The sequence below is a fragment of the Nocardioides sp. R-C-SC26 genome (genome assembly GCF_021246465.1).
Lineage (GTDB): Bacteria > Actinomycetota > Actinomycetes > Propionibacteriales > Nocardioidaceae > Nocardioides.
Window position 1 is genome coordinate 22,503 of sequence record NZ_JAHRHK010000008.1, and the last position, 22,613, is coordinate 45,115.

19 protein-coding genes are annotated in these 22,613 nt (G+C 71.4%); 7 read left to right on the forward strand and 12 right to left on the reverse strand.

The window, feature by feature from the left end; all coding sequences use genetic code 11:
• Window positions 1-51 precede the first annotated feature (51 nt).
• The gene (locus tag KSO97_RS09140; RefSeq protein WP_232678162.1) at window positions 52-1,632 is read left to right on the forward strand and encodes a glycoside hydrolase family 13 protein; all 1,581 of its coding nucleotides are present in this window, start codon (window positions 52-54) and stop codon (window positions 1,630-1,632) included.
• A gap of 194 nt (window positions 1,633-1,826) precedes the next feature.
• Here KSO97_RS09140 and KSO97_RS09145 read toward each other — a convergent pair whose 3' ends face one another.
• Both KSO97_RS09145 and KSO97_RS09150 read right to left on the reverse strand, forming a co-directional pair.
• A complete protein-coding gene (locus KSO97_RS09145) occupies window positions 1,827-2,276 on the reverse strand; it encodes a MarR family winged helix-turn-helix transcriptional regulator (RefSeq protein ID WP_232678163.1) in 450 nt (149 codons plus the stop codon).
• A gap of 16 nt (window positions 2,277-2,292) precedes the next feature.
• Window positions 2,293-3,900: an MDR family MFS transporter gene (locus KSO97_RS09150; protein WP_232678164.1), complete on the reverse strand. Its 1,608-nt coding sequence runs from the start codon at window positions 3,898-3,900 to the stop codon at window positions 2,293-2,295.
• A gap of 501 nt (window positions 3,901-4,401) precedes the next feature.
• On the opposite strand from KSO97_RS09150, the gene KSO97_RS09155 reads away from it, so the two are divergent.
• Window positions 4,402-5,190: a crotonase/enoyl-CoA hydratase family protein gene (locus KSO97_RS09155; protein WP_232678165.1), complete on the forward strand. Its 789-nt coding sequence runs from the start codon at window positions 4,402-4,404 to the stop codon at window positions 5,188-5,190.
• A 192-nt stretch (window positions 5,191-5,382) separates the two neighbouring features.
• Here the strand turns inward: KSO97_RS09155 and KSO97_RS09160 are convergent, their stop codons facing one another.
• The 5 genes from KSO97_RS09160 to KSO97_RS09180 form a co-directional block, all read right to left on the reverse strand.
• On the reverse strand, window positions 5,383-7,164 hold the full coding sequence (locus KSO97_RS09160) for a CocE/NonD family hydrolase (RefSeq protein ID WP_232678166.1): 1,782 nt from the start codon (window positions 7,162-7,164) through the stop codon (window positions 5,383-5,385).
• A 32-nt stretch (window positions 7,165-7,196) separates the two neighbouring features.
• Window positions 7,197-9,176, reverse strand: a complete 1,980-nt coding sequence (locus tag KSO97_RS09165; protein ID WP_269782253.1) for an ABC transporter ATP-binding protein — start codon at window positions 9,174-9,176, stop codon at window positions 7,197-7,199.
• On the reverse strand, window positions 9,176-10,912 hold the full coding sequence (locus KSO97_RS09170; RefSeq protein WP_232678168.1) for an ABC transporter ATP-binding protein: 1,737 nt from the start codon (window positions 10,910-10,912) through the stop codon (window positions 9,176-9,178). Before KSO97_RS09170 ends, KSO97_RS09165 begins: the two co-directional genes overlap by 1 nt.
• Entirely contained in the window at window positions 10,912-11,580 is a 669-nt protein-coding gene (locus tag KSO97_RS09175) for a TetR/AcrR family transcriptional regulator (RefSeq protein WP_232678169.1), read from the reverse strand. Before KSO97_RS09175 ends, KSO97_RS09170 begins: the two co-directional genes overlap by 1 nt.
• 73 nt (window positions 11,581-11,653) lie before the next feature.
• Window positions 11,654-13,243, reverse strand: a complete 1,590-nt coding sequence (locus KSO97_RS09180) for a hypothetical protein (RefSeq protein WP_232678170.1) — start codon at window positions 13,241-13,243, stop codon at window positions 11,654-11,656.
• Between the two features lie 78 nt (window positions 13,244-13,321).
• Between KSO97_RS09180 and KSO97_RS09185 the strand changes: the two genes are divergently transcribed.
• The 3 genes from KSO97_RS09185 (at window position 13,322) to KSO97_RS09195 (ending at window position 16,322) form a co-directional block, all read left to right on the forward strand.
• A complete protein-coding gene (locus tag KSO97_RS09185) occupies window positions 13,322-13,945 on the forward strand; it encodes a TetR/AcrR family transcriptional regulator (RefSeq protein WP_232678171.1) in 624 nt (207 codons plus the stop codon).
• 128 nt (window positions 13,946-14,073) lie between these two features.
• The gene (locus tag KSO97_RS09190) at window positions 14,074-15,459 is read left to right on the forward strand and encodes a hypothetical protein (protein ID WP_232678172.1); all 1,386 of its coding nucleotides are present in this window, start codon (window positions 14,074-14,076) and stop codon (window positions 15,457-15,459) included.
• A 5-nt stretch (window positions 15,460-15,464) separates the two neighbouring features.
• Window positions 15,465-16,322 carry an alpha/beta fold hydrolase gene (locus KSO97_RS09195; RefSeq protein WP_232678173.1) on the forward strand — a complete coding sequence of 286 codons (858 nt, stop codon included), beginning with the start codon at window positions 15,465-15,467 and terminating at the stop codon, window positions 16,320-16,322.
• Window positions 16,323-16,360: 38 nt separating this feature from the next.
• Here KSO97_RS09195 and pdxH read toward each other — a convergent pair whose 3' ends face one another.
• Complete coding sequence (gene pdxH, locus KSO97_RS09200) at window positions 16,361-17,008, reverse strand: pyridoxamine 5'-phosphate oxidase (RefSeq protein ID WP_232678174.1); 648 nt, start codon at window positions 17,006-17,008, stop codon at window positions 16,361-16,363.
• 147 nt (window positions 17,009-17,155) lie between these two features.
• Here pdxH and KSO97_RS09205 point away from each other — a divergent pair, with 147 nt between their 5' ends.
• The gene (locus KSO97_RS09205; RefSeq protein ID WP_232678175.1) at window positions 17,156-18,259 is read left to right on the forward strand and encodes a citrate synthase 2; all 1,104 of its coding nucleotides are present in this window, start codon (window positions 17,156-17,158) and stop codon (window positions 18,257-18,259) included.
• Between the two features lie 216 nt (window positions 18,260-18,475).
• Here KSO97_RS09205 and KSO97_RS09210 read toward each other — a convergent pair whose 3' ends face one another.
• The 3 genes from KSO97_RS09210 to KSO97_RS09220 form a co-directional block, all read right to left on the reverse strand.
• Entirely contained in the window at window positions 18,476-19,057 is a 582-nt protein-coding gene (locus KSO97_RS09210; protein WP_232678176.1) for a hypothetical protein, read from the reverse strand.
• Between the two features lie 57 nt (window positions 19,058-19,114).
• Window positions 19,115-19,702, reverse strand: a complete 588-nt coding sequence (locus KSO97_RS09215) for a hypothetical protein (protein ID WP_232678177.1) — start codon at window positions 19,700-19,702, stop codon at window positions 19,115-19,117.
• 80 nt (window positions 19,703-19,782) lie between these two features.
• The gene (locus KSO97_RS09220; RefSeq protein ID WP_232678178.1) at window positions 19,783-20,283 is read right to left on the reverse strand and encodes a GNAT family N-acetyltransferase; all 501 of its coding nucleotides are present in this window, start codon (window positions 20,281-20,283) and stop codon (window positions 19,783-19,785) included.
• Window positions 20,284-20,303: 20 nt separating this feature from the next.
• On the opposite strand from KSO97_RS09220, the gene serC reads away from it, so the two are divergent.
• Entirely contained in the window at window positions 20,304-21,425 is a 1,122-nt protein-coding gene (serC, locus tag KSO97_RS09225) for a phosphoserine transaminase (protein ID WP_232678179.1), read from the forward strand.
• Window positions 21,426-21,493: 68 nt separating this feature from the next.
• On the opposite strand, the gene KSO97_RS09230 is transcribed toward serC, so the two are convergent.
• Window positions 21,494-22,498: a DNA topoisomerase IB gene (locus KSO97_RS09230; RefSeq protein ID WP_232678180.1), complete on the reverse strand. Its 1,005-nt coding sequence runs from the start codon at window positions 22,496-22,498 to the stop codon at window positions 21,494-21,496.
• Between the last annotated feature and the right edge of the window lie 115 nt (window positions 22,499-22,613).

Sequence of the window (22,613 nt, forward strand, 5' to 3'; positions counted from 1 at the left end):
CGGGCGGTGAGCGCCTGCCGTGGCCGCGGTCCGCCCGGTAGCGTTCTCGAGGTGACGCATTCCCTGCCGTGGTGGACCGATGCCGTCGTCTATCAGGTCTACGTGCGGAGCTTCGCCGACAGCGACGGCGACGGGCTCGGCGATCTGCCCGGCATCACCGCGCGGCTGCCCTACCTGCGCGATCTCGGCGTGGACGCCGTCTGGCTGACGCCGTTCTACCCCTCGCCGCAGCACGACCACGGGTACGACGTCGCCGACTACTGCGGCGTCGAGCCGCTGTTCGGCACCCTCGAGGATGCCGACACGTTGATCGCGACCGCCCACGAGCTCGGGCTGCGGATCATCGTCGACGTCGTGCCGAACCACACCTCGTCGGCGCACGACTGGTTCCAGGCGGCCATCGCCGCACCGCCCGGCAGCGCCGAGCGAGCCCGCTACCTCTTCCGCGACGGCGCGGGCACCGACGGCGCGGAGCCGCCGAACAACTGGAAGTCCGTCTTCGGCGGCGACGCCTGGACCCGGCTCGGTCCCGGCGAGCAGTGGTACCTGCATCTGTTCGACTCCAGCCAGCCCGATCTCGACTGGCGCAATCCCGAGGTCGGCGACCTCTTCGAGGGCGTCCTGCGGTTCTGGCTCGACCGGGGCGTCGACGGCTTCCGCATCGACGTCGCGCACGGCCTGTTCAAGGAGGCCTCGCTGCGCGACCAGCGCCGGCCGGAGAAGCCGGCGAAGACAGCCGACTCGATGGTCGAGCGCGTGCTCACCGACGAGCCGATGTGGGACCAGCCCGAGGTGCACGAGGTCTACCGTCGCTGGCGCCGGGTGCTGGAGAGCTACCCCGGCGACCGAATGGCCGTCGCCGAGGCGTGGACCCAGACGCCGGAGTCGATGGCGCGGTTCGTACGCCCCGACGAACTGCACCAGTCGTTCAACTTCGCCTGGCTCTCGGCCGCATGGTCGGCCACGGCGTTCGCCGACGTCGTCCGCGACACCTTCGCCGCACTGGAGGAGGTCGGCTCGCCGCCGACGTGGGTGCTCAGCAACCACGACGTCGTCCGGCACGTGACCCGCTACGGCGGTGGTGCCGTCGGGCTCGCCCGCGGGCGCGCTGCCACCCTGGCGATGCTCGGGCTGCCGGGCTCGTCCTACCTGTACCAGGGCGAGGAGCTCGGGTTGCCGCAGGCGGCGGTCGCGCCGGAGTTCCGCCAGGACCCGCTGTGGGTACGCACCGGGGAGGAGGGGCGTGATGGTTGTCGCGTTCCGATCCCATGGTCAGGGCAGGCACCGCCGTTCGGCTTCGGGCCCGGCACCGAGCAGCCCTGGATCCCCCAGCCGGCCGACTGGTCCGGCCTGACGGCCGCCGTCCAACAGGACGACGGCGACTCGACGCTGGCCTTCTACCGGCGCGCACTCGCCATCCGACGCGACCTGCCGCGCGACGTGATCGACACGCGCACCGTGCAGGTGCGCACGGAGGGCGACCTGCTCACGATCGACCGCGGGCCGCTGCGCATCCTGCTCAACTGCGGGCGCGAGCCCGTCTCGCTCCCCTCAGGTCGCGTGCTGCTGGCCTCGGCGACGCTGGAGGAGTCGACGCTGCCGGCCGATGCGGCGGTGTGGCAGTCGACCTGAGCCGAGCCGCCGCGAACGGGCACGGGTGCGCGTCACCAGTGCTGACGGGCAGGGCGTTCGCGACTCACCAGGTCTCGTGACGCTCGCAGAGCTCGCTCCTCGACCACCGGGACCGACCGGAGCTCGCTCCTCGACCACCGGGACCGCCCGGAGCTCGCTCCTCGACCATCGGGACCGACCGATGGTCGGAGAGCTCAGGGGCTCGTCGGCTCGATCAGCGCACTGTTGTAGCGAGCGAGCTCGGCGACGAACTCCTCGAGCTCGGTGGCCGACCAGTGTGCCAAGCGCTCCCCGACGAGGCGGTGGCGTTCGGCAACGACGTCCTTCATCCTGCGGGTGGCCTCGGCGGTGACGGAGAGCAGCGTGGCCCGGCGGTCGTCGGGATCCGGTGCCGTCGCCAGCAGGCCGAGCTCGACGAGATGCTTGACGTGGCGGCTCACCGCGCCCTTGTCGAGGTCGAACCGGTCGACCAGCGCGGCCGCGCGCAGGGGTCCGTCCTGGTCCACCGCCACCAGGATCAGGTACGACGCGGCCGGGAGGTCGGGGTGCACTCCGCGGGCACGCTCGCCCACGACGCGTCGGACCCGGCGCACCAGCACGGTCAGCTCCTGCTCGAGTGCCGCGATCGACTCCGCACGCGTCATCGTGCGCACACCGGCGTCACGGCCGCGCCTGGGCCGGGGCGTAGGCGACTGCCCCCGGCTCGGGAGTCTGCTCGCTCTCGCGCTCGTGATCGAGGGTGGTGCGCAACGGGGCCTCCTGGATGAACGCGATGGCGATGAGCGCAAGGATCGCAAACGGCACCGTCACGGCGAAGAGGTGTCCGACCGAGGTGCCGAACGCGTGCTCGTAGAGATCACGGACGGGCCCCGGCAGCGCTGACAGGTCCGGGATCGCGTGGCTCTGGTGCCCGCTCTCGGAGACACCGAGCTCCCGCAGGCCGGTGCGCATGCTGTCGCTGACCTGGCTCGCCAGCACGGCGCCGAGCACCGAGACGCCCACCGATCCGCCGATCGAGCGGAAGAACGCCACGACCGAGCTCGCCGCGCCCATCTGATGCAGGCTGACGGAGTTCTGGACCGCCAGCACGAGGTTCTGCTGGGTGGCACCGAGACCGAGGCCGACCAACGCCATGAAGACTCCGACCCACGGCAGCGGGGTGTCGGCGTCGATGGTCGACAGCAGCGCCAGCCCGGCGATGACGAGGACCATGCCGCCCACGAGGTACCGCTTCCAGCTCCCCGTGCGGGAGATGACCCGTCCGGTGACGATGCTGGAGACGAGGAGGCCGCCGACCATGGCGATCGACATCAGGCCGGCCTCGGTCGGGCTCATGCCGCGCGCCAGCTGGAAGTACTGGCTCAGGTAGACCGTCGCGCCGAACATCGCGATGCCCACCATGACCGAGGCGGTGGTCGCGAGCGCGACCGTGCGGTCACGGAACAGCTGGAGCGGGATCACGGGCTCCGAGGCGATCCGCGCCTCGACGAAGACCGCGGCGAGCACGACGGCGAGACCGGCGGTGACGAGCACTGCCGTGGTCGGCGAGGCCCACGCGAACTGCTGACCGGCGAGGGAGACCCAGATCAGGAGGATGCTCACGCCCGCGACGATCAGCGTCGCGCCGAGGTAGTCGATGCGAGCCTCACGGCGCACGACGGGGAGATGGAGAGTGCGCTGGAGCACCAGGAAGGCCGCGACGGCGAAGGGCAGACCGACGAAGAAGCACCCCCGCCATCCCAGGGGGCTGTCGACCACGACACCGCCGATCAGCGGTCCGCTCACGGTCGCGACGGCGAAGACCGCACCGATGTAGCCGGAGTAGCGGCCGCGCTCGCGTGGGCTGACCATCGTGGCGATGACGACCTGCACCAGGGCCGTCAAACCACCGACGCCGATGCCCTGCACCACGCGCGCACCGATGAGCACGCCCATGCTCGGAGCAAGGGCGGCGACGAGGGAGCCGACGGTGTAGATCACCAGTGCGGACTGGACGAGGAGCTTCTTGTCGAAGAGATCGGCGAGCTTGCCCCACAGCGGTGTCGTCGCCGTCATCGCCAGCAGCGTGGCGACGACGACCCAGGTGTAGCCGGTCTGCGAACCCTCCAGATCGGTCACGATGCGCGGCAACGCGTTGGTGACGACGGTGCTGGAGAGCATCGCGACGAACATCGCGAGGAGGAGGCCGCTGAGTGCCTCCATCACCTCGCGGTGCGACATCGCGGGGGGTGCGGGCTCTGTCCGGGTCGTCGACGTGGCGTGGTCCATGATGACCACAAGGTTGCCATTAGCAACTTTATTCCATCAAGCCGGCGCGCCTCCGGAAAGTGAACGACCCCCAGGTGTGGCGGCCCTCGACCGCACATCGTGCGGTTCGCGGCGGCCTCTCCGGGAGGGACGACGTCCCGGATCACCTGGGGGTCGGGTGGCTGACTGGAATTCGCCAGCGGTCCCGTTGTGGGGTCCGCCTAGCGGACAACCACCTCACGCGTCCGTTGAGAAATCATGTGTTCGGACCACCTCCCTTCTCGTGTCCTTCGACGGTACGCCGCGGGTTTCGCGGCGACAAGGGAATTAGAGGTTCCGCCAGTAGGGGCTGTCGAGGTGGGCGTCGTTCCAGTGCGTGCAGGAGTGCCGCCGAGGAGGGAGCCGTGCCGGAGGCACGGCGACGCCCGAGTTGGTGCTCAGGTGCGCGCTGGGGCGGCGCCCAGCCGGCATCTGCCCTGCTGGTGGAACCTCTTACCGGGCCCCACCTCGTACGGTGCGGGCATGACCACTCCACGTCCGAGCGTGCAGCAGGCCCGTGACGGTGCCGTCGCGATCGTGACCATCGACCGACCGCAGCGGCGCAACGCCGTCGACAGCGCGACGGCGACGGCGCTCGCCGACGCCGTCGAGCGCGCCGACACCGATCCCGGAGTCGCGGCGATCGTGCTGACCGGCAGCGACGGCGTCTTCTGCGCCGGCGCGGACCTGCAGGCCCTCGCCGCCGGCGATCGAGCCGACGCATCGGCCGAGGGCGGCGAGGGGCGCGGCCCGATGGGGCCGACCCGCATGCGCACCATGAAGCCGGTGATCGCTGCGATCGAGGGTCCCGCTGTCGCCGGTGGGCTGGAACTGGCGCTGTGGGCCGACCTGCGTGTGGCCGCCCGCGATGCCGTCTTCGGCGTCTACTGCCGACGTTTCGGCGTGCCTCTCATCGACCTCGGCACCGTACGGCTCCCCCGCCTCATCGGTCACAGCCGCGCGATGGACCTGATCCTCACCGGACGCGGTATCGACGGGGTCGAGGCCGAACGGATCGGCCTGGTCAATCGCCTCACCGAGCCGGGTGAGGCGTTGCCGGTCGCCGTCGCCCTGGCGCACGAGCTCGCCGCGCTCCCTCAGGAGTGCCTACGCCACGACCGACTCTCGGCCCTGGAGCAGTGGGACCTCTCCGAGGAGGACGCCTGGCGCAACGAGTGGCGCCACGGCACCGCCGTGATCGGCAGCGGCGAGACCCTCGACGGAGCCGCCCGGTTCAGCGCCGGCGCGGGAAGGCACGGCTCGACGACCTGAGGTCTCGAGACGGTCGCAGGGCGACCTCATCGACCGGGGCGTCGGCGTCCGGAGCGCGGGCGTGGTCGAGCCGGCACTCAAGGGGTTTGGCCGCGGCGGCGCGCGGCGGCGCATGGCCACCCGCGGACGTCGTCGCGGCGACGCGCCGCCCCCGCCGGCCGACCACGCCCGCCGCGCAGGACGCCGACGCCCTCAACCAGCGGGCGCGGTGACGACGCCGCTCGCGGGCGCCACCGGGAAGAGCAGCCGTGAGCCCTGGGCGCCCCCGATGGTCACGTTGTTCAGCGACGGCAACGAGGGGAACATCGTCGCCGAGGGACCGACGATCGAGAGCTGGACGCGGTGGCCCTTCTTGAAGCGGTTCGCCACCGGCCAGAACTCGACCTGGTAGTTGCGCGCGACGCCGGGAACAGCGGGCCGCGACCGGCTGTAGTCGCCGTAGGGCTGCACGATCTGGCCATCGCGCACCAGCGACTTCGCCGTGACCACACCGGGGTACGCGGTGTTGAGCCGGCCCACGGTCATCGGATGCGCGGTGCCGCTCGGATCGACGTCGGAGATCACGGCCCACACGTTCGTCGTCGGGAGCAGGCTCGACATCCGCAGCACCAGGTTCGCCGGCCCGACCGAGACGACGTCCTCGCTCAGTGGAGCGCTCGTGAAGGTCAGCCCGGTGAGGTTCGTCAGATCCATGTCGCTGAGGAACGGAAGATAGGTGAGCAGCTGGTTCAGGCCGCCGTCGGGACCGCCGCTGATGGTTCCGGTGATGTTCGGGTCGGTCGCGGTCGTCAGCGAGGGCGCAGCGAGATAGCTCTGGGTGCGCCCACGAGCAGCGCGGATCGGCACCAACGAGCCGTCGTTGATCGACCTCGTCGTTCCGGCGCGCTCGGCATCGAGCCACAGCGTCTGCCACATGGTGCCCGCCGCCGGCCACTCGTCCGCCTCGTAGCGGACGAAACGTCCGGCGAGCATGTCCTCGCGGTCACCGTCGGCGAGCAGCATCTGCACCGCCGGCTCGTCCTCGACGCCGTTGTCGACGTCGAGCAGGTAGCGCGCCAGCCATCGCTCGATGCCGCGCTGACCGTTGTCGGTGCCCCCCGGTGCGCCGTCGTGGGCACCCACCACGAGCAGCTGCGGATCCGCGCCCTGCTCCCGCAGGGCCTGGAAACCCTGGTAGTCACCGCGCGGCTCGACGTCGAAGGCGCCGTCGAGGAAGAGGGTCGGCAGCGAATTCACGTCTCCCCGGAAGCCGCGCTCGCGCCACCAGGCGTCGAGGGTCGGGTGCAGCAACCCGGCATGGAAGCCGGCGTAGGCCATCCCGTAGACGGCGGCCAGGCCGGAGAGGGGGTCGCGGCGGAGACGGTCCGGAGCGGCCATCAGCGCCGGGGCCCCGATCATCGCCAGCACCGCCAGACCAGCTGCGGTGTTGGGGATCCCACCCGGCACCAGCAGGTCGCGGTAGAGCTCGAAGGTGCCCGAGCGCAGCACGGCCGCCTCCACGCACGGCAAGTCCTGGTGCAGCGAGTTGAAGATCATGATCGCGCTGGCCGAGAACCCGGCGACGGCGAGGCGCCCGTTGCTCCACGGCTGGTCGCATGCCCAGCGCAGCGCCTCCACGACGTCGCGCTGAGAACGTGGGCCCAGGGCATCGAAGGATCCATTGCTGTCGCCGGTGCCCCGGATCTGCACCACCAGGTAGTGGTAGTCGCCCGGGACGTCGTAGCTGGCGCCGAGCGCGCCGTAGGGCGTGAACTCCACGACCGTCGGTCGCGCCGGCAGCGCGACCGGCGCACCCGAGGCGCCGTCGAGCGTCGCCGCGAGCGTGACGCCGTCGCCCATCGCGATCCGCATCCGAACCTCGGCCTGGCTCGCCGGCGTCGCGACGAGCCCGGCGGTGGAGAGCACGAGGGCGAGGGCCAACGGCAGCAGGGTGACGAGCGTCGACCGGCGGCGCCCGGGAGCAGAGGGAGTCACTGCGACAGCGTGTCACAGTAGTGTGACCGGCGTCACTCCTCCGATTCGGCCGGAGCGGCAAACTGCGACCGGTAGAGGCGCGCGTAGGCACCATCGGCGTCGACGAGCTCCGCGTGGGTGCCCTGCTCGGCGATCGCGCCGTCCTCCATGACGACGATCAGGTCGGCGTCGCGGATGGTGGACAGACGGTGCGCGATGACGAACGAGGTGCGATCGGCGCGCAGCGCCGCCATCGCCTGCTGCAGCAGCAGCTCGGTGCGAGTGTCGACAGAACTGGTGGCCTCGTCGAGGATCAGCAACGCCGGGTCGGTGAGGAAGGCGCGGGCGATCGTGACCAACTGCCGCTCACCGGCCGAGAGGTTGGAGCCCTCCTCGTCGACGACGGTGTCGTAGCCGTCGGGCAGGGACCGGACGAAACGGTCGACGTAGGTGGCGCGCGCAGCCGCGACGACGTCCTCCTCGCTCGCGCCGGGGCGACCGTAGGCGATGTTCTCGCCGATGGTGCCGCGGAAGAGCCAGGTGTCCTGGAGCACCATCCCGATCCGGCTGCGCAGCTCCGCGCGCGAGAGCGTGGCGACGTCGACGCCGTCGATGCGGATCGTGCCGCCGTCGACGTCGTAGAAGCGCATGATCAGGTTCACCAGGGTGGTCTTGCCGGCGCCGGTCGGCCCGACGATCGCCACCGTCTCGCCCGGACGGGCCGCCAGCGTGAGGCCGGTGATGAGCGGACGATCCGCCTCGTAGGAGAACGCGACGTCGTCGAAGTCCACCGCGCCGCGCACCGCTGCCGCGGAGGACTCGTCGCGCACCCGACCGGGGGAGGCCGGCTCCTCCTCGGCGTCGAGCAGCTCGAAGACCCGCTCGGCGGAGGCGACGCCGGACTGCAGGAGGTTCGTCATCGACGCCACCGTCGTCAGCGGCTGGTTGAACTGGCGCGTGTACTGGATGAACGCCTGCACCTCGCCCAGCGTGAGCGACCCGCTGGTGACGCGTAGCGCACCGACGACGGCGACGACCACGTAGGTGATGTTCCCGATGAACATCATCGTCGGCATGATCAGTCCACTGAGGAACTGGGCCTTGAAGCCGACCTCGTAGAGGCTGTCGTTCTGCTCGGCGAAGAGCCGCTCGGACTCGGCCTGACGGCCGAAGACCTTGACCAGTGCATGGCCGCTGAATGCCTCCTCGATGTGGGCGTTCAGCCGCCCCGTGGTGCGCCACTGCGCGACGAACTGGCCCTGCGACCGCTTCATCACGGCGCGACTCGCGAACAGCGACGCCGGCACCGCCACGACGGCGACGAGCGCCAGCAGCGGCGAGATCCACAGCATCATCGCCAGCACCGCCACCACCGTGATGAGCGAGGAGAGCAGTTGGCTCATCGTCTGCTGCAGGCTCTGAGACACGTTGTCGATGTCGTTGGTGACGCGGCTGAGCAGCTCGCCTCGCGGCGATCGGTCGAAGTAGCCCAGCGGCAGACGGTGGATCTTCTCCTCGACGTCCTGACGCAGCCGGAAGATCGTGCGCTGGACCACGACATTCAGCACCAGCCCCGCGACCCAGCTCAGCAGCGAGGCGCCGAGGTAGACGGCCAGCACCCACATCAAGGTCTCGCCGACGGCGCCGAAGTCGACGCCCTGCCCGGGCACGACGTCCTGGCCCCGGACGGCGTCGGGCCACTGGCTCTCCGGCGTGCCGACCGGGATCTGCTTGCCGATCAAGCCGGAGAAGACCAGGTCCGTGGCGTGTCCGAGCACCCGCGGCCCGATCGCCATCAGGCCCACGCTGCCCGCGGTGAGCACCAGCACGGCGATCGCCGACCAACGCTCGGGCCGCATGCGCGTCATCAGGCGACGGGCCGACGGGCCGAAGTCCATCGCCTTCTGACCCACCATGCCACCACCCATCGGGCCGCGGCCGGGCCCGCCCGTGGGCGCCTCGATGCGTTCGGTGGCCTGGAGCGCCTTCCCCTTGCCCGGCGACTGCTGGGCGGCCGTCGCGTCCTTCGCCATCACGCCACCTCCTCGGCGCTGAGCTGGGAATCCACGATCTCGGCATACGTGCCGCAGGCGGCGAGCAGTTCCTCGTGCCGGCCCCGCCCGACGACGCGCCCGTGCTCCAGGACGACGATCTCGTCGGCGTCGCGGATCGTGCTGACGCGCTGGGCGACGACGACCACGCCGGCCTGTGCCGTCACGGGCCGCAGCGCCGCGCGCAGCCGGGCGTCGGTGGCGAGGTCGAGCGCGGAGAAGGAGTCGTCGAACAGGTAGAGCCCCGGACGGCGCACGACGGCGCGCGCGATCGCCAGACGCTGACGCTGACCGCCCGAGAAGTTGGTGCCACCCTGGGCGACCGGCGCGTCCAGCCCCTGCGGGAGCGCCTCGACGAAGTCGCGCGCCTGGGAGATCGCCAGGGCGTCCCACATCTCATCCTCGGTCGCATCCGCCTTGCCGTACTGGAGGTTCGTGCGGATCGTGCCGGTGAACAGGTACGCGCGTTGGGGCACCAGTCCGAGTTCGGCCCACAACGACTCCTCGTCGAGGGCGTCGACCGGCACCCCGGCCACGGCGACGGTGCCCGACGTGGCGTCGAAGAGCCGCGGCACCAGGTTGACCAACGTCGACTTCCCGGCGCCGGTCGAGCCGATCACCGCGACCGTCTGCCCGGGGCGCACCCGCAGGCTGACGCCGTCGAGCACGGGATCGGCGGCGCCGGGATAGGTGAAGACGACGTCGTCGAGGTCGAGGTGGCCGCGCAGGGCGGGGTCGGGCAGGCGAGGCTGGGCCGGCCGGACGACGGAGGTGTCGGTGGCGAGCACCTCGGCGATGCGGTCGGCGCAGACGGCGGCGCGGGGCACCTGCATGAGCATGAACGTCGCCATCATCACCGACATCAGGATCTGCATCAGGTAGGAGAGGAAGGCGGTGAGCGCGCCGACGCCGACCGCGCCGTCGTCGACCCGGTGACCGCCGAACCAGATGACGGCGACGCTGGCGACGTTCACCACCAGCATCACCATCGGGAACATCGTGGCCTGCCACCTGCCGGCGCGCACGGCGTCGCCGGTGAGGTCGCGGTTGGCGACGGCGAAGCGCTCGTTCTCGTACGGCTCGCGCACGAAGGCACGGACCACCCGGATCCCCGTGATCTGCTCGCGCAGCACGCGGTTCACCTCGTCGATCCTCGCCTGCATCGAGCGGAACCCGGGGATCATCCGGGTGACCAGGAAGCCGACGGAGAGCAGTAGCACCGGCACCACGACGGCGAGGATCCAGCCGAGACCGGCGTCCTCGCGCAGCGCCATGATCACGCCGCCGATCATCATGATCGGAGCGGAGGCGGCGATCAGGCTCCCCATCACCACGATCATCTGCACCTGCTGGACGTCGTTGGTGGTGCGGGTGATCAGCGACGGTGCGCCGAACTGCTGCACCTCGCGGGTGGAGTAGCCGCCGATGCGGTGGAAGAGATCGCGGCGCAGGTCACGGCCGAAGGCGGCCGCGGCGCGGGCGCCGAACCAGGCCGCGCCGATGCTCGCGCAGATCTGGGCGACCGAGATGGCGAGCATCTCCCCACCCAGACGCCAGATCATCGCCGTGTCGCCGGTGGCCACGCCGTCGTCGATGATCTCGGCGTTCAGGCTCGGCAGGTAGAGCATCGCCAGCACGCTGACGAACTGGAGGCCGACGACGACGGCGAGCCAGCGACGGTAGGGAACCAGGCGTTCCCGGAGGAGTCGGATCAGCATCAGGAGTCCACCTTCGCGTGGGCCGTCGCGTCGAGCGCGGGGGCAGTGTGGGTGTCGGAGTCGGAGCCCGACGCGTCGAGCAGTCCGTAGAGCGCGGTGTCGACGATCTCCTCGGGGCTGAGGAGGTGCCCGTCGGCGATCGTCTGGTGGCTGCCGGCGAACGTCAGCAGGCGCAGGGTGTGGCAGAACTGGTCGACGGGGACCCGCAGCCGGTCGGCGTCGCTGCCGACGACGGCGACCATCAGGCGATGCTGCTCCGCTCGCCAGGCGTCGGCCTCGGCGCTGTCGTGCAGGTGCTGGGGCGGGCGCACGAGCCCGACCTTCTGCATCAGGAAGAACGTCGCCCGGAAGCGCTGCTGCAGCACCGAGACCATCACGAGCAGGCGATCGCGCAGCGGCTGGCCGCCGTCGATCTCCTGGAGCCGTTCGACCAGCGCGCGAGGCTCGAAGGCACGCATGATCGCAGCGTCGACGAGCTCCTCCTTGGTCTCCACGACCCGGAAGATCGTGCCCTCGGCGATGCCGGCGGCCTCGGCGATCTGCCGTGTCGTGACCCCCATGCCGTGCTCCCGCAGCAGGCGCAGGGTGACGTCGACCAGCTGCTCACGCCGTCGTTCCGGTGTCATCCGCCGCGCCCGCACGCGCGTCGTCCCACTCCTGCCTGTCACTCCGTCAGCGTAAGTGAGTGAGCGCTCACTCAGCAAGTGGGTTGGCCGCCGGGAGATTCACCACCACCGGCCGTCAGGGCCCCCGGTAGACGTCGATCCCGCCGCTGGTGCCCTGCCAGATCGCGCCCGCGGGGCCGACCTCGGTGGCGGCATAGAAGGAGTTGCCGTTCGGCAGGGGCGTCGAGGGCACCCACAGCACGCTGCGGCCGGTGCGCAGACTCACGCCCTCCAGTCCCCACAACCCGTTGCGCTGCCCCTGCCCGTAGACCAGGCCCGACTCGGTGCTCAGCGTCGGGATCGCATTCGGGATCGACACGGTGCGGTTGACCCACCGCACGGCACACGTCCGCTTGCCCGGCAGCCAGTCGATGCGCTGCATGCCATAGGGCGCGAAGAGCGGGTTGCCGCCCATCTCGGCCGCGACGGCGGGACGCAGCCGCGCAGGCACCGCGTCGAGCAGCTCCTCGCCGCGCAGACTGTTGTTGACGATCACACTGGAGTACCCACTGGTCAGCACCGACTGCTCGGAGATGGTCCGGGTGGCCCGCGGGTCGCCGAACGTCACCGGCACCTGGCATGCGATGCGACGGTCCAGGCCGGGCGCGACCGGCTTCCAGTCCGAGGGGATCTTGTCGCGCCAGAGCAGCACCAGGTTCATCAGCGGTCCACCGTCGGTGATGACCACGAAGCGGTCCCGATCGGCCCCGGTGCCCATCACGTCCGGCGTGGAGCCCGACCCCGCCCCGAGACGCACCCCGGACGGCGCGGGACCGACGTTGTAGCGAGCCTTCCAGCCCAGCCGCAGCCGCTCGCCGTCCCACTGCACCCGGTTCATCCGCTGCGAGGTCACCACGTAGATGCCGCCGTGCTCGTCGGCCGAGATCGAGTTGGACACGATCTCCAGGTCCTCATCCGGTGCCGCGCACCGCCCGGCGTTGAGATTGAGCACACGCAGGTGTGCGGTGTCGAAGCGGCGCAGGTCTCGGGGGACGACCCCCACGACGCCCCGCTCGGTGGCGAAGGCGACCTGACCGTCGTAGGTCATCGTGATGCCCACGAGGCGGTCCTCCGAGCCGCAGCGCGCCCGAGCCGGGAGGGTGAGCGCACCGAGCCTGCGGATGGGCGAGGTGCGCCGCCCCGGCGTGCGGTCGCCGTACACCTCGATCGTGCCGGAGCGGCCGACGAAGAAGTGGTCCTCGCGATCGAGCAGGTTGTAGGCGCCGGAGATGCCGATCGTCGACGGCGTGGGCGGGGTGACGACGCTGTCGATGACGGCGCCGGTGTCGACGTCGATCTTGTAGACCGCCGACTGCACCACGGTGGAGGCCCACGCCACCCGTCGCCCGTCGGGGTACCGGGAGGAGAACGTGACCGTGATCGGCGCACCGGTAGGCGTGGCCGGGAAGTCGATCCGGTCGCGCACCACGCGATCACCCGGTGAAGGTGCCGGGTGGGGCGATGACCCCGACGCGTAGGAGTTGCGGTGGCTGGCGCCCCAGCCCGACGCCGAGAGGTGCGGGTTGCAGGGCGGCTCGTGCGGCGCCTTCGGCGTGCGGCAGGTCGGCCGGGTCGCCGGACTGCCCGCCGAGGCCGCGGGAGAGGTGACGGCGGCCACCCCGCCCGGGGCGGCTCCGAGCGCACCCACGACCATCGTGGTCGCCATGCAGAGCGTCGACAGCGCCGCGACCGCCCGGCCTCGCCACGCCGTGCGTCGCGAGCGGACAGCCGTACTGTGCTCCCCATGGCGACGTCGACCCACCGCACCGAGCAGCGCCGCCAGCGCGGCGAGACGCGTGGGCGCATCGTGGCCGCGGCCGAGGAGCTGCTGCGTACCCGACGCGTGCGCGAGCTCTCCATCGAGGACGTCATGGAGGCCGCTGGCCTCACCCGTACTGCGTTCTACCGCCACTTCGACGACCTCTTCGATCTCGTGACCCGCGTCGCGGAGCCCATCTTCACCGACCTGCTCGACCTTCAACGCGACACCGTCGCCGGCGCTACGTCGATCGAGGCTCGGGTGCGTGGCGGGCTGGAGCCGCTCGCGATCTCCTTCGCCGCACACGGCCCCCTCATGCGCGCGGCCCACGACGCCACGGCGTACGACGATCGCGCCGAGGCCGTCGTCCGCACGCTGGTCGGCCGCTTCACGGATCTGAGCGCGCGCCAGATCGGTGTCACCGATCCCTCGCGCCGTGACGCCGTCCGCGCACTCGTGCTGATGAACGTCGGCTACCTGCTGGACTGCTTCGGCTCCGGCGTGAGCACCACACGTGCCGACATCACGCGCGCCACCGACGCGCTGACCGCCGTCTGGCTCGGCGCCATCGACCACCTGCTCGGAGGCGAGGTCCCGGCGCTCCGCTGACGGATCCGCCTTCCCCGGGTTCGGCCGATTCGTCGCCCCGACCCCTTGCGCGGAACCGTGACCGTCGTCACCATGGACCATCATGTGACACAGCGTCACACAACGTGTCTGGATTCGGAAGGTCCGTCATGCCGCTCCCCCTGCCAGGTGGTGCCTCGCACCGACCCGCCCCGCGACGACGTCGCGCCGGTGGGGCCGCTCTCGTGCTCGCGAACGTGGTGGCGCTCCTCGCTGCGCCGCTCGGGCTCGCGGGGCTCGCCGGCCCTCGGGCCGAGGCGGCCACGGCGTCGTGCGCATGGACGCTGGAGATCTCCGGAGACCAGGTCAACGCGCTCTACCCCGACGAGGCGGCCCGCTACTGGGTGGCGCTGATGCCGATCCCGCCCGGCGGGCGTGCCGAGATCAAGGGGGCCTTCCCCTACGCCCGCTACGCCTCCTTCAACACCTACACCCAGACCACGGAGGCGATCGACGCCATCCACGACGCCCAGATCCGACCAGATCGCGGCTCGCGCAACCCGTTCACGGCGGGCGCCCGCCGCGACGTCGCGCGACGCGACTACACCGTCGCCGTCGTCAACGGCCCCAAGCCCGGCAGGGGGGTGCCCGCGAACACGATCTACACCGCCAACGGCGGCAAGACCTCGATCACCACCAACGTGGCGTACCGGATCTACGAGCCGGACCTGGGCCGCGACCTGACCGGCGACGTCCCCCTCCCCGCCGTCGACGTGTACAGCGCTGACGGCGAGAAGGTGTTCGCCTACCCGGCCTGCCCCGACGTCCAGCTGCCCGATCTCGGCGTCACCGTGACGCTGGCCAACGCCGGTGTCGAGACGACCCCTGGCCAGACGCTCGGGCTGCCGAGCCTGGGGGCGCCGGCGACGCCGGTATGGAGCAAGTTCGTGAACCTGCCGACGGCACTGGTCGACCTCGTCACCAGCAACGACGTGCTGAACCCGCTCAACGGTCCCTTGCGCGGGCCGACGTCGAGCCTGCTGCCCACCGGAGGCTTCGGGGAGAACGTCGACAACAAGTACATCTCCGCGACGACGTCGGGTGATCACGGCTCCGTCGTGCTCATCCGCGGCACCATGCCCACCGTCGTCCACACCCGTCAGGGTCAACGCACGATGGGGAGCGGCCAACTGCGCTACTGGTCGCTGTGTACCGAGAACCTGCTCTCGCAGTACTACGCGTGTGTCAACGACGACCTCGTGCCGCTCGATGCCCAGCGGCGCTTCACGATCATGGTCTCCACCGCCGCCGCCCGCCCCGCCAACGCGCGCACCGAGTGCGGCGTCGCCTGGTTGCCGTCCGGACCGCTGCACCAGACCGTGCTGCTCCTACGCAACATGCTCCCCGAACCCGGCTTCCGCCACGCCATCCAGCAGGTCACACCGGGACGCGAGCGGGAGCAGATGGGGCGCTACTACCCCCGGACCCGCTACCTCGCCACCCCAGCCGACGCGGTCCGCGCCGTCGGCTGCCATGCCCCGGCGTCGATGGGCTGATCGCGATGACCTTCGAACTGCACCGGCTCGACGTCACCCACCAGGGCCGCACGCTCCGCCTGGCGCTCCGCGACTCCGCGCCCGGGCGCGACGACCTCCCGGTGGCGCTCGGCGTGCACGGCATCCCGGAGAGCTCGCGCAGTTGGGAGGCGGTCGCGGCCGACCTCGGGGACGACGTGCGACTCGTGGTGATGGACCTTCCCGGCTTCGGGGAGTCGGCCAAGCCGCGACGCTTCGACTACAGCCTGGGGTCGCTGGCCGGCTGGCTCGGCGCCGCCGCGGACGCCTACCTCGGCACGACCTGCGCCGTGACGCTGGCCGTGCACGACATCGGAGGGCCGATCGGGCTCGCCTGGGCGCTCGACCATCCCGAGCGGCTGCGAGCGCTGCTGGTGCTCAACACCACCGTGTTCATCGAGCACTTCAAGCCGCCCCGGCCCGCCGTCGTCGCTGCGGTGCCGGTGCTCGGGCAGCGGCTGGTTCGTCGGATGCTCGATGTGCGCACCTTCGGTGCGGCCATCCAGCACGCGGCCGGCGCGCGGCTCTCCCGGGAGGAGATCGCCACCTTGTGGCAGCCCTACGAGGATCCCGACGCTCGCCGAGCGGCCGCCGCCGTGTGGGGCTCGTACCCGCGCAGCACCGGCACCATCAAGAGCACACGGCGCGGGCTGCGCTCACTCGACGTGCCGGCCGTCGTGCTGTTCGGGGTCGAGGACCCCTACTGCACGCCGGCATCCGCACACGCCTTCGCCGACCGCCTCCCCCGGGCCCGGCTGGAACTCCTCGAAGGAATCGGGCACTGGACCACCCACGAGGCGCCCGTCGCCGTCGCCGCCAGCCTCCGCGAGCTCAGCCCCCGCTGATCCGCTTCGCGAGGTCCGGATCCGCCGCATGCCGGCCCCTACGGCGCGAGCCTGACGACGTCCCACCCGTCGTCCGAGCGCCGGTAGACCAGGCGGTCATGCATCCGGCCGGGTCGCCCCTGCCAGAACTCCACCGCCTCGGCGCGCACGCGGTAGCCGCCCCAGGCCGGCGGCACCGGTACGTCGTCCTGACCGGCGAAGCGGCGCTCCTCCTCCGCGTACGAAGCAGCCAGGGCGCCACGGTCCTCGACGACGGTCGACTGCGGGGAGGCCCAGGCCCCGATCTGGGAACCGCGGGGACGCACCGCGAAGTACGCCTCGACCTCCTCCGGCGAGAGCGGCTCGGCCACGCCGTCCACCCGCACCTGCCGCTCGAGAGGATGCCAGGGGAAGAGCAGAGCGCACCGCGGGTTGGCCGCCAGTTCGGCACCCTTGCGTGAACCGGTGTTGGTGTAGAAGCACCAGCCGCGCTCGTCGAAGCCCTTGAGCAGCACGAACCGCGACGACGGGACGCCGTCGGGACTCGCCGTCGCGACCACCATCGCGTTCGGCTCGTGGATACCGGCGGAGACGGCGTCGGCGAACCACCGCTCGAACATCGCGTGCGGGTCGGGCAGGAGATCGCTCTCCTCGAGTCCGCCGGCTGCGTAGTTCTCCCGGAGCGAGGCCAGATCGGTCGGATTCATTACCACAGAGTAGGACGCCGCGGCGGGCGCTCGGCCGTGCGGCAGAATGCCCGGCGGACCACCCATGTCCCCGGAACTCAAGAACCACCCATCCCCCGCCACGGCCGCTCGACAGCGGCGCCGGGCACTGCGAAGGAGCAAGGGCATATGACCGAGGTACACCACGGCCTTGAGGGCGTCGTCGCGTTCGAGACGGAGATCGCCGAGCCCGACAAGGAGGGTTCCGCGCTGCGCTACCGCGGCGTCGACATCGAGGACATCGTCGGCCGCGTGCCGTTCGAGAACGTGTGGGGTCTGCTGATCGACGGGTCCTACACCCCCGGCCTCGCCCCCGCCGAGCCCTACAACCTCCCGGTGCACACCGGCGACGTGCGCGTCGACGTCCAGGCCGCCGTCGCGATGCTGGCACCGGCCTTCGGGTTCGGCCAGACCTACGACATCACCGACGAGCAGGCGCGCGAGGACCTCGGCCGCGTCGCCGTCATGGTGCTCTCCTACGCCGCCCAGTCCGCCCGCGGCCTGCACCGGCCCGTCGTCCCGCAGAAGGTCGTCGACGAGGGCGCGACCCTGGCCGAGAAGTTCCTGCTCCGGTGGAAGGGCGAGGCCGACCCCAAGCACGTCAAGGCGATCGACGCCTACTGGAGCAGCGCCGCCGAGCACGGCATGAACGCCTCGACGTTCACCGCCCGCGTGATCACCTCTACCGGTGCCGACGTCGCCGCCGCCTTCTCCGGCGCCATCGGCGCGATGAGCGGCCCGCTGCACGGCGGCGCGCCCTCACGCGTGCTGGGCATGATCGAGGACGTCGAGAAGTCCGGTGACGCCCGCGCCTATGTCAAGGGCCTGCTCGACTCGGGCGAGCGCCTGATGGGCTTCGGCCACCGCGTCTACCGTGCCGAGGACCCCCGCGCCCGCGTGCTGCGTCGCACGGCCCGCGAGCTCGACGCACCGCGCTACGCCGTCGCCGAGGAGCTGGAGAAGGCCGCCCTCGCCGAGCTGCGCGAGCGCCGTCCCGACCGTGTGCTCGAGACCAACGTCGAGTTCTGGGCCGCGATCGTGCTCGACTTCGCCGAGGTGCCCGCGAACATGTTCACCTCGATGTTCACCTGCGCCCGCACCGGTGGTTGGTCGGCGCACATCCTGGAGCAGAAGAAGACCGGTCGCCTGATCCGCCCCTCGGCGATCTACACCGGCCCCGCCTCCCGCCCGGCCTCCGACGTCGAGGGCTGGAACGCCGACTGGGCGAACTGAGCCCGCCCGGCACGACGTCACCGCGCCGGCCGCTGCGACCCGCGGGTTGCGGCGGTCGGCGCGTCTGTCTCCGCAGGCTCGGGCGGGGGGGGGCGTCCCGGGGGGTGCGGCGGCCGGGGGCGTCTGTCTCCGCAGGCTCGGGCGGCGGTGACCTACGGAGGAACTCTGGCGGCGGTTTCCTCAGTAGGTCACCGCTCCCCGATGCCGACCGCGCCCCTACCGGGCGACGCCGAGCAGGCGCCGCACGAACCACGACGTCTCGCCGCGGGCCGCGCGCCGGGTCAGCGAGATGTGCACGTGATCGCGGTGGCGCAGGGTCTGGGAGCACCGCTTGCGCGAGCGGCACGCGGAGTTCAGGTAGGGCTCGGGCGCATAGCCGCGGCCCGCGGAGTAGATCCGGTCGTTCCAGATCACGTACATCACGCCCATCCGCCGCGCGAGCGCATCGTCGTTGCCGAACCGGTCGGTGGCGAACAGGTCGTCGAGCAGGGCGCGGGCGGTCGCCCGGCCCGCGGCGGTACGGGCCGAGACGGTCCAGTCGAAGGCGCGCCCCTCGGTGTGCTCCGACGTGCTGCCGCCGCAGCGACGCGAGATGCCGCCGAACGCGCCGCCGTACCGACGCACGATGAAGGTGCTCAGCAGCGTGGTGCCGACGCGCGGTCGCGGTGAGCAGTGGCTGGCGGGCTGGTAGCCCGGATAGTCCTCGACGGCGGGCGCGGCGGCGGCCGTGGGCAGCGTGGCGCCGAGCGGGGAGAGGCTGAGGGTCAGGGCGAGGAGGAAGCCCGAGAGAAGTCGCACCGAAACCCGATCGGCGCACCCCTCCCTCTCCTGAGCCTCCGGCGGTGGCCCGAAAGGTCAGTCGGTGCGGGTCGTTCGGGCCAGGTAGGCCGCGCCACGGGGCGAGATCTCGTAGCCCACGCTGTGGCTGATGGTGAGCCCGAGGTTCTTCAGCTTGCGCACGTCGATCTTGAACGGCGCGGTCTCGCGGCCGAACGACGCGGCCAGGTCGGGGGCCCGCACCTCCGGCCGCTCGAGGATCAGCCGGAGCGTCGCGAGCGTCCATCTGCCGTAACTGCTGGCCCGGTCGAGTCGCTCCAGTCGGCGGTCCAGGTCGGCGACATCGTCCTCACTCAGGTCCGCGCTCTCCCGCAGCGCGATACGCGGGTCCTCGCCGGCGAACTCGAGTGAGACCCGGTAGGTCTCGACGTCGTCGCCGGGGGCGAGCCGTCTGCGCAGTCGCACGGCGTCCGGCCATCCCGCGCGGACGGCGTCCGCGTCGGAGATCGCGCTCGGGTCGACGACGTCGACGGCCACCACGCGCACCACCCCGGCGCTCGTACGGAACTCCTGCCCCGGCCGCACGTCCTGGCGACGCCAGTTGCGGAACGCGAGGTCGATGCTGCCCGCGCGCACGCCCTGGGCGACCTTCATCGGCAACAGCATGGGGTCATCGTGCCGCAGACGCGGCCGATCCACCGGCCGTGAGCCCAGACCCACCCGGCCGGCGTCCGCCGATACGAGTCTCAGCCGAGCCGCTTGCCGTAGCAGCGGCTCAACTCCGAATCGGCGTAGTGGCCGAAACCGGGCACCTCGACGTAGCCACTGCTCTCGTAGAGCCCGATCGCCTCGGGTTGACGCAGCCCCGTCTCCAGCACGAGGGCACCGACGCCGCACGCGGCGGCCGTCGCCTCCAGCCGCGCCAGCACCACCCTCGCCAGGCCGCGCCCGCGCACCTCGGGCACCACGTACATCCGCTTGATCTCCGCGACCGCCGCCGCGCCGAGCGCCACGACGTCGCTGCGGCGCCAGGCGCCGGTGGCCACCGCGACATCGTCGAGATAGCCGACCAGGAACAGGCCGGCGGGCGGGTCGAACATGAGGGGATCGATCGGCGACTCGTCAGGGCTGCCGTACCGCTCGACGTACTCGGCCTGCACGCGAGCGATCAGACCGACGGCGTCGGGGTGTCCGTAGCCGACCGACGTCAGCCGGAGCGGATGGATATCGGAGGCGGCGCTGCTCATGGCGCTGTCAGAATAGGGCCGTGAGCGACCTCCGGATCCCCGCCGACCTCCTGCCAGCCGATGGACGCTTCGGCGCCGGCCCGTCGAAGATCCAGCCGGCCCATCTCGACGCGCTGGCGAGCACGGGTACGTCGCTGATGGGCACCTCGCACCGTCAGAAGCCGGTCAAGGACGTCGTCGGTCGGGTGCGCGCGGGGCTCGCCGACCTGTTCTCGCTGCCCGAGGGCTACGAGATCGTGCTGGGCAACGGCGGCGCCACCGCGTTCTGGGACGTCGCGACGTTCGGCCTGACCCGCCAGCGCAGCCAGCACCTGACGTCCGGAGAGTTCTCCACCAAGTCCGCCCCCGCGGCCAGGGCCGCACCGTGGCTCGAGACGCCGACGGTGATCGCGAGCGACCCCGGAACCCGCCCGGACGCGGTGGCCGAGGACGGCGTCGACGTCTACGCCTGGGCCCACAACGAGACGTCGACGGCGGTGATGGCGCCCGTCGTCCGCCCGACCGGCACCACCTCCGAAGACGCGCTGGTGCTGATCGACGCGACGTCGGGAGCCGGCGGGTTGCCCGTCGACCTCGCCGAGTGCGACGTCTACTACTTCGCGCCGCAGAAGTGCTTCGCCTCCGACGGCGGCCTGTGGCTCGCGGCCTTCTCGCCCGCCGCGCTCGACCGCGCCGCGGAGGTCGCCGCGAGCGGCCGCCACATCCCTGCCTTCTTCGACCTGCCGACCGCGATCGACAACTCGGCGAAGAACCAGACGTACAACACGCCCTCGGTCGCCACGCTCTTCCTGATGGCCGAGCAGCTCGACTGGATGCTCGCGAACGGCGGTCTGGACGGCATGGTCGAGCGCACGAGGGCGTCGTCCGATGCGCTCTACGGCTGGGCGGAGCGCTCCTCGTTCGCGACGCCGTACGTCGCCGACCCCGAGCACCGATCCCTGGTGATCGGCACGATCAACTTCGAGGAGTCGGTGGACGCCGCGGCGGTCGCGGCGACCCTGCGCGCCAACGGGATCGTCGACACCGAGCCGTACCGCAAGCTCGGCCAGAACCAGCTGCGCATCTCCATGTACCCGGCGGTCGACCCCGCCGACGTCGAGGCCCTGACCGGCTGCATCGACTGGGTGGTCGCGCAGGGCTGAGCCCCGCACCGGGCTCCGCCGGTGGTCCGAGGCGCGAAGGCCGTCTCGAAACCCCTGCACCCGACCAGCTAGCCCGAGAGCAGTCGCAACGTGGCGCGCTCCAGCCCGGCCTGGCGGGCGTCGGCAGAGTCGTAGGTGCGACGGGTCGCGGCCCTGATGGTGCGTCCCTCCTCGTAGGCATCGACGACGCGCGGGTCGACGTAGGAGGACCGGGCCAGGGTCGGGGTGTTGCCGAGGAACTCCGAGACCTCCTTCATCGCCGCTGCCACCGCGCGCTTGCGCGAGGCCTTGGTCTCGCCCGGCTCTTGGGTCTCGGCGAGCGCCGCCGCGGCGAGCACGGTGGCGTGCCAGGTGCGGAAGTCCTTGGCGGTGGCCTCGAGTCCCGTCGTCTCCCGCACGTAGGAGTTGACCAGCGCCGGCATGATCGAGCGCCAACTGCGCTTCTCCTGGTAGGCGAGGAGACTCGGATCGTCCTTCGAGCGCCGGCGCCGCATCACGTCGACGGCCTCGATCACGGTGGCGTCGTCGATCTCGATGCGGTGCTCGACCCCGGACTTGCCGACGAAGGCGAACACCAACCTGTCCTGGTGCCGCCGTACGTGGCGGCGCTCGAGCGTCGTCAGACCGTAGGAACCGTGTGTATCGGCATAGATGTCGTTGCCGATCCGGAAGTAGCCGAGGTCGAGCAGGCGGACGGCGGCCGCGCACGCACGTTCGAGCGGCATCCCCTCGCGCCCGAGGTCGGTCATCACGCGCTCTCGCGCCTTGACCAGCCCCTTGCCGAAGAGCAGCATGCGGTCGAACTTCGCGGCGTCGCGGCGTGCCCGCCAGTCGGGGTGATAGAGGTATTGACGACGTCCGGCCGCATCGGTCCCGACCGCCTGGAGATGGCCGTTGTCATACGGCGTGACCCAGACGTCGGACCACGCCGGCGGGATGACCAGCGACCTCACCCGCTCGGCGTCCTCGCTCGGCAGGCGATTGCCGTCGCCGTCGAGGTAGACGAACCCCTTGCCCGCCCGACGTCGGGTCCAACCCGGCTGGTCCGGCGAGGTGCGGCGCAGGCGAGGCATGCCGGGAGGCTAGGCCCCCGTTCTTGTCGCGGCCACGCCCGTCTGGGTGCGTTCGTGAGTCGTGCGGTTTTCTCGGCCGGCCGAGAAAACCGGACCTTGGGGGGCGAAGCATCGT